Source organism: Psittacicella gerlachiana, assembly GCF_003585965.1.
In the GTDB taxonomy this organism is placed as follows: Bacteria; Pseudomonadota; Gammaproteobacteria; order Enterobacterales; family Psittacicellaceae; genus Psittacicella; species Psittacicella gerlachiana.
The window spans coordinates 1-7,115 of sequence record NZ_NRJF01000081.1 but is presented as its reverse complement, the minus strand read 5'-3'; the positions used below and the strand labels follow the sequence as shown (position 1 = coordinate 7,115).

Here is a 7,115-nt window from a genome sequence, read left to right as displayed (position 1 = left end):
CTTAATAAACTTTTGTTTTAACCGTGAGGTTTATCAAACTCTCGATTATGACTAGACTCTTACTTTTACCTTTACTTTTTACCGTATCTTTTTTACTTACTTTTAGTCCGCAAGCTTCAGCGGCTCTTATCAGTAAAATTCAAAATATAGCCAAAACTCATGACCAAGAAGCTTGGTTAATTTCTTATAGTGGTACAAGTAGAACCCCACAACTAAAAATTGATAATAAGAATAAAATTCTTCAAGTTATCTTTACCAATGATGCCTTAGCACCTGATATCCGTTATCCTTATCGAGTGGGTAACTCAGTTTTTAATCGTATCGATTATAAAACCCAAGGAAAAACCTTAACCATCAACTTTCACCTCAATAACACTACTAATGCTCAGATCATTCCTGATGGTAAAGCTTGGAAACTAGTCGTAAACTATGATGCTCAAGTAAATATTCCTCCCATTGTCGTAGCCATAGATGCTGGACACGGAGGTAAGGACCCAGGAACCATAGGTCGTATCTATAAGTTATACGAAAAAAATGTAACTTTAGACATTGCAAGACGTTTATATCGCCTCTTAGAATCAGATCCAGCTTTTACGCCAAAAATGGTAAGAGACAAGGATGTATATATTCCCGTACAAAACCGTTCGACTATTGCTCGTAACTTAAAAGCTGATTTATTGATTTCAGTGCATGCTGATGCTTCACCAAATGTCAATGCTTTAGGGGCATCGGTTTGGGTACTTTCAACTACTCGTGCAACAACCGAAACCGGTCGTCTTCTTGAACGTCAAGAACAGCAAAGCTCGTTACTTGGGGGTACAGGAGAAATCTTATCAACTACTAACCAGAAAGTAGCTCGTGATGTAATAGATTTATCTTTTACCCAACAGCAACAAACCTCAACCTTGCTTGCAAATAGTATTCTCACGCAAATGGCAAAAATTACTAACCTCCATAAACGTACGCCACAATATGCTTCTTTAGGAGTGTTACGTAGTCCAGATATTCCTTCAATTTTAATTGAAACGGGATTTTTATCTAATCGTGTTGAAGAAGTACGTTTGCGTACTGCAACTTACCGCACTGACGTAGCTAAAGCTATCTATACAGGTCTAGTTAATTTTAGAAATGCAAATCTGAGCATGTATATTGCTCATAATCAAATCCCGCAAGTAACTATGAGGGAAGATAGAGTTTCTTCACAGACTCTAGCTACGGCTAAATCTAACACTAATGCCCCAACCCAAATTGTTGGAGAAACTACTTATACGGTAGTTAAAGGAGATACTCTTTATCGTTTAGCTGATAAATTTGGGGTTTCTTATAAGCAACTGGTCGAACTTAATAACTTTAAAACCGACAATATTTATGTAGGACAAAAAATTAAAGTTCCAGTAGTGCAATCAGCTGCTCTTCCTGAAATTGCCTCTAACATTGACTATAGTCAGACCTCAACCTATGTAGTAAAAGCAGGGGATAGCCTAAATAAAATTGCCTATAATAATAAATTAACCTTAAATGATTTATTAAAAGCTAACCCTAATGTGGATAAAAACAAACCTATTCATGTCGGCATGAAACTAAATATTCCACGTACAACTACCGTTGCTGACGATGATGATTCTTATGAATCAGTAACCAAAATGGTTGACTCAGGAGAAACTTATCGCGTAAAAGCAGGAGAAAACATTACTTTAATTGCTAAACGCTATGATCTTGAAATTTCTGATCTCGCAAGCTTTAATAATGTACATCCAGATCGTATAAGAGCCGGTCAAGTATTAAAAATTCCACAAATTGTAGTGGTGAAGCAAAAAGTCACTACTAGTGAGAATAAAGATCCGACTTCTAAACCTACGACAAGTACCACTACTAAATCTCATTCTAGCACTGAGAGTACTAGCAAAACTCCAAGTACTATTACCTACACTGTAGTTCGTGGTGATACTTTAAGTGGAATTGCGAAAAAATTCTCTATGACTATAACCCAAATTAAACAATTAAATAATTTAAAAACTAATACTGTTTATATTGGACAAAAACTAAAAGTTTATAAAAAATAACTACCTTAAGCAGAGCCTCGGCTCTGCTTAATATTTTATTGTTAATAATTCGCACTTTGCTTGCTATAAAAAGCTCTTATCAAAATGAAAACAGCACGTTAAAAATAAAAATATGATAAAATACAAAAAAATCTGCGTTAGGATGTAGACCTTTAATTCTTCCTTAAAGCCTCTATTACCCCCTAATGTAAGTTAGCCCCTAACGCATTAAATTATTTTGCAAAAAAATTTATCAATCGATCCTCAAACAAAGGTATATTAATGAAAAACTTAGTTTTAATCCTAAATAGCGGTTCATCTTCTATTAAATTTGCTATCATGAACCCTGAAAATGGTGAAGTTTTCTTATCAGGTCTTGCTGAAGCTTTAGGTTTACCAGAAGCTCGCATTAAATGGAAACTTGATGGTCAAAAAGGTGAGCAAGATTTAGGTGCAGGCGCTGGTCATGCTGAAGCATTAAACTTTGTAGTTGAGAACTTATTAAAAGCTAAACCTGAATTATCACAAGCTTTAGTTGCTATCGGTCACCGTGTAGTACATGGTGGTGAAAAATTAACTTCTTCAGTTGTAATCAATGATGATGTAATTGCAAACATTGAAACAGCTGCAGAATATGCACCTTTACACAACCCTGCAGCTTTATTAGGTATTAAAGTAGCAACTGAGTTATTCCCTCATTTAGCTGACAAACAAGTAGCGGTATTTGATACAGCATTCCACTCAACCTTACCTGAAGAAGCTTACTTATACGCTTTACCATATGATTTATATGAGCAACATGGTGTACGTCGTTATGGTATGCACGGTACTTCTCACAAATACATCACTCAAACTCTTGCTAAAATGATTGGCAAACCTGAAAATGAAGTTAATTTAATTAACTGTCACTTAGGTAACGGTGCATCTATTTGTGCGGTGCGTAATGGTGAATCAGTAGAAACTTCAATGGGCTTTACTCCTACTGAAGGTCTAGTAATGGGTACACGTTCAGGTGATATCGACCCAGGTATGGTTAAATACCTCTTCAATAAATTAAACCTAACTGTAGATCAGTTTGATAATTTAGTAAATAAACAATCAGGTCTTTTAGGTATTACAGGTGTTTCTTCAGACTGTCGTTACTCTGAAGATAACTACTACACAGACAAACGTGCCAAATTAGCTTTAGATGTAGCAGCTCACCGTATTGCAAAATACATTGGTGCTTACCTAGCGATTTTAGATGTAGATTATATTGACGCTATTACTTTCACAGGTGGTATTGGTGAAAACGCACCACACGTACGTAAATTAGTAGTTGATAAATTACGTCTATTAGGTTACCAAATTGATGAACAACGTAATAACGATACTAAATTTGGTAAAGAAGGTATTATTTCTAAAGAAAACACTCCAGTGTTAATGGTAATTCCTACAAATGAAGAATTACTAATTGCACAAGATGCTTTTGCTCTTACAAGCAAATAATTCATTTATTTAAAAGTGCTCACGCCTAAAGTTTTGCTTTAGGCCTGAGCTATTTTTTGAGGTAGCTAGGTCTACTTCGGGGGATAAATAGAGTTTTTTCTAAGTCCATACAAATACTGACTAGAGTTAAGCAAGGAAACTCTAGTCAGTAAGGATTAAACTAACAGAATATAATCATTACAAGAAATAAACTCTAACATACTATATTTCTTATCTACAAAAACGGTTAAAAAAATGTCATTAAGAACAGTACTATTTGCGCCAACTAATAAAGAAGCACAAGTAGATTCATTAGTACAATTTGTTGCTAAAAAACATCAAGATCGTGGACAAAAAGTAGCAGTACTACGTGTATTTAAAGTAGAAAACGATCCATTAGTAGAAGCTGGCTTAGAAGTAAAAAGTGCATTTAGCTTACAACAAGCAGTAGAAAAAACTGCAGCTAATGACACAGATCCTTTATTTGAAAGCCTTGTAGCTTTACAAGACTCTTTTGCAGCTGATACGGATGTACTTTTAGTTGTAGGTGAATTACATTACCTTCTAGGCACAAACTTTAACTACACAGTAGCAACTACTTTAGATGCTGATATTGTGGTAGTAGAAAAGAGCTTAGCTACAACTTATAACGCTTTAAGTGCACAATTAGGTGCATTTGTTGAATCTAGCCTCAATGGTAAAAATACTGATCGCCTCTTAGGTACAGTAGTAACTTCTAACTTAGCTAACTACTTAAAAGAAGATTGGAAAATTAAAAACCTTCCTTTATTAGCAGTTAACAAAGAAGGTTTAGACTACGAAATCGTAGATAATAGCTTATTAGAATTAAATAAAGCTAAACGTGCTTTACCTCGCACTTCTCCAGCTCGTTTCCGTTCTTCATTAACCGGATTAGCGGCGTCAAATCCACAACGTATTGTTTTACCAGAAGGAGACGAACCACGTACTGTTCGTGCTGCCATTATTTGTACTGAGCGTAAAATTGCTGAATGTATTTTACTAGCTTCACGTGAAGCTGTACGTGCGCAAGCTGACAAATTAGGCTTATCATTACCACCTGAATTAAAAACTATTGATCCAACTACGGTTCGTGATAAATATGTTGATCGTCTTGTGGAATTACGTAAAGCTAAAGGCATGACTGAAGAGTTAGCAAAACAACAATTAGAAGACAACGTAGTTCTAGGAACTATGATGTTAGAAGCTAACGAAGCGGATGGTCTAGTATCTGGAGCTGTTCACACTACAGCTAATACTATTCGTCCACCAATGCAAATTATTAAAACAGCTCCTGGAGCTTCAATTATCTCTTCAGTATTTTTCATGTTAATGCCTGAAGATGTATATGTATATGGTGACTGTGCGGTAAACCCTAATCCAACAGCAACCCAATTAGCTGATATTGCAATTCAATCTGCAGATAACGCTAAAGCTTTTGGTTTAGACCCACGTGTAGCAATGATTTCTTACTCTACAATTAACTCTGGCTCAGGTCCTGATGTTGATTTAGTAAAAGAAGCTACAGCTTTAGTACGTGAAAAACGTCCTGATCTTGCTGTAGATGGTCCGTTACAATACGACGCTGCCGTTGAACCTTCTGTGGCAGCACTTAAAGCTCCAGAATCACCAGTAGCTGGTAAAGCAAATGTATTTGTGTTCCCTGATTTAAGCTGTGGTAACCCATTATACAAAGCAGTACAACGTTCAGCAGATGTAGTATCTATTGGTCCTATGTTACAAGGGATGCGTAAACCGGTAAATGATTTAAGCCGTGGTGCTCTTGTTGAAGATATAGTGTACACTATTTGCTTAACTGCAGTACAAGCTATTAATGCACAAAAATAATTTACAATTTAAAACAATTCTTTTTTAATAAAATAAAGACCCATAACTTAAGTGGGTCTTTTTTTATAGCTATACTTTGAGTATAATAACCTCGTTGTAAAAGATAATTTAACAACTAAATAGAAGTAACTTGGAGTTCATACCTTATGGATAAAAAAGTCTCAGAAATGATCCGTAATAATCAGCGATGGGCTAGAAAACGTTTAAAGTACAACCCTACTTATTTTACGGATATGGCCGAACAACAAACTCCAGATACTTTATGGATAGGTTGTTCTGACTCACGTGTACCAGCTGAAACCTTAACCGGAAACCATCCAGGGCAACTTTTTGTGCATCGTAATATTGCGAACATGGTAATTCATACAGACTTAAACTGTATGTCTGTAGTCCAATATGCAGTAGAAGCTTTAAAAGTAAAGGATATAGTTGTCTGCGGTCATAGCAACTGCGGAGGGATTAAAGCCGGAGCTGAAAATACCACTCGCGGTTTAATTTCTAACTGGTTAATGCACGTACAAGACTTATACACCCGTCATCAAACTTTATTAAACTCATTAACCCCTAAACATCGTTTAGAAGTATTAACTCGTCTTAATGTTGCTGAACAAATTTGGAATCTTGGGCGTAGCTCTATTGTCCAAGACGCATGGGCACGTGGACAAGAATTAACCATCTCAGGCTTAGTTTATAATATTGAAGATGGACATCTGTTAGAAGAAGGGGTAGAGGCTAGCTCGGCAGAAGAATTAGAACTTAACTACCGTAACTATATTGCTCGTTTATTAACTTTAACCGACCAAGATCTAGATCAAGAAATTGTCGATCGTGCTAATAAAGATAAACAAGCAAATGATGAAGATGATCAGGAAGCAAATCAAACAACAAATTATTTAGATTATTATTAATAATCCTTTTTAGGTCTTAGTTCTGGCTAAGACTTTTTTCTTTATTTTCGGTATAATAATATTGGCAACCAACTATAACTTAAACCACTATCAATAAAAAACTAATGCTAAAAAAATTACTCTCTTTATTAACCCCCTCTCTGTTACTTTTTAGCTTACCAACTAAAGCTTATGAATTTGAACGTTGGCAGATTCACGGGACAACTTTTTATGGCATGACTTCCGATAAAGTTTCTCGTGGTATTGGTGCAAAATTTACTGATGCTTTTACTTCAAGTAAAAATGCAGTTTATGGCGTGTCATTTGACTTTGGACGCTACTACACAAATTTAAATTCAGATTTTGTTAAAAGAAATAATCTTGGCAATTTTACCCTTGGAGCGGAATTCTCTTACTCTTATTTAAACTCTGATTATGAAGATACAGTAGTAACTGATACTACTACCTACTATCAAGGGAAAGTCGAAAAGAGTTCAATTCGTTTTGGTGCTTTTGCTCGTTATTATTTTTATCATGTAGTCTTTGTCCGCTTTGCAGGCGGTTTAGATCAAACCTTCTCTTCGGAAACGCAAAGAACTAATTCTGAATTTGCTCAACAATTTTATAAAATAAAAAATAATATTCTTACTCCGTATAATTCTCTTGCCCTTGGTTTTGATATAGGTAATGTTACTTCAACCCTTCAAGCAACCTATATTTACGGTACAAAAAAGCAACCTAGTTACTATACTTTAACTATTAACTTAGGCTTTAATTATAATTTTTAATTACTCAATAATAAATTTTAAAGTTTAAATGTAAATAAGGTCCCAATGGGACCTTATTTACATTT

At 35.2% G+C, this 7,115-nt stretch carries 4 protein-coding genes and 1 pseudogene; all 5 read left to right on the top strand.

The genetic code is table 11. The features are described 5' to 3' along the window. Positions 1-47 precede the first annotated feature (47 nt). The 5 genes and pseudogenes from CKF59_RS03345 (at position 48) to CKF59_RS03325 (ending at position 7,050) form a co-directional block, all read left to right on the top strand. Positions 48-2,063, top strand: coding sequence for a LysM peptidoglycan-binding domain-containing protein (locus CKF59_RS03345; protein ID WP_119534566.1), 2,016 nt, complete (start codon positions 48-50; stop codon positions 2,061-2,063). A 261-nt stretch (positions 2,064-2,324) separates the two neighbouring features. Next, positions 2,325-3,530, top strand: a complete 1,206-nt coding sequence (locus CKF59_RS03340) for an acetate kinase (protein ID WP_119534565.1) — start codon at positions 2,325-2,327, stop codon at positions 3,528-3,530. A 783-nt stretch (positions 3,531-4,313) separates the two neighbouring features. Continuing rightward, positions 4,314-5,375: pseudogene (gene pta, locus CKF59_RS08025) on the top strand (phosphate acetyltransferase); the annotation flags it as partial. Between the two features lie 146 nt (positions 5,376-5,521). Continuing rightward, positions 5,522-6,283, top strand: coding sequence for a carbonate dehydratase (gene can, locus CKF59_RS03330; RefSeq protein WP_119534563.1), 762 nt, complete (start codon positions 5,522-5,524; stop codon positions 6,281-6,283). Between the two features lie 104 nt (positions 6,284-6,387). Next, positions 6,388-7,050, top strand: coding sequence for a hypothetical protein (locus tag CKF59_RS03325; RefSeq protein ID WP_119534562.1), 663 nt, complete (start codon positions 6,388-6,390; stop codon positions 7,048-7,050). The last annotated feature ends 65 nt before the right edge of the window (positions 7,051-7,115 follow it).

What these genes read in the sequence shown, in the direction of transcription:
- can (WP_119534563.1), top strand. Translation starts at nt 5,522, where the DNA reads ATGGATAAAAAAGTCTCAGAAATGATCCGTAATAATCAGCGATGGGCT.
- CKF59_RS03325 (WP_119534562.1), top strand. Translation starts at nt 6,388, where the DNA reads ATGCTAAAAAAATTACTCTCTTTATTAACCCCCTCTCTGTTACTTTTT.
- CKF59_RS03345 (WP_119534566.1), top strand. Translation starts at nt 48, where the DNA reads ATGACTAGACTCTTACTTTTACCTTTACTTTTTACCGTATCTTTTTTA.
- CKF59_RS03340 (WP_119534565.1), top strand. Translation starts at nt 2,325, where the DNA reads ATGAAAAACTTAGTTTTAATCCTAAATAGCGGTTCATCTTCTATTAAA.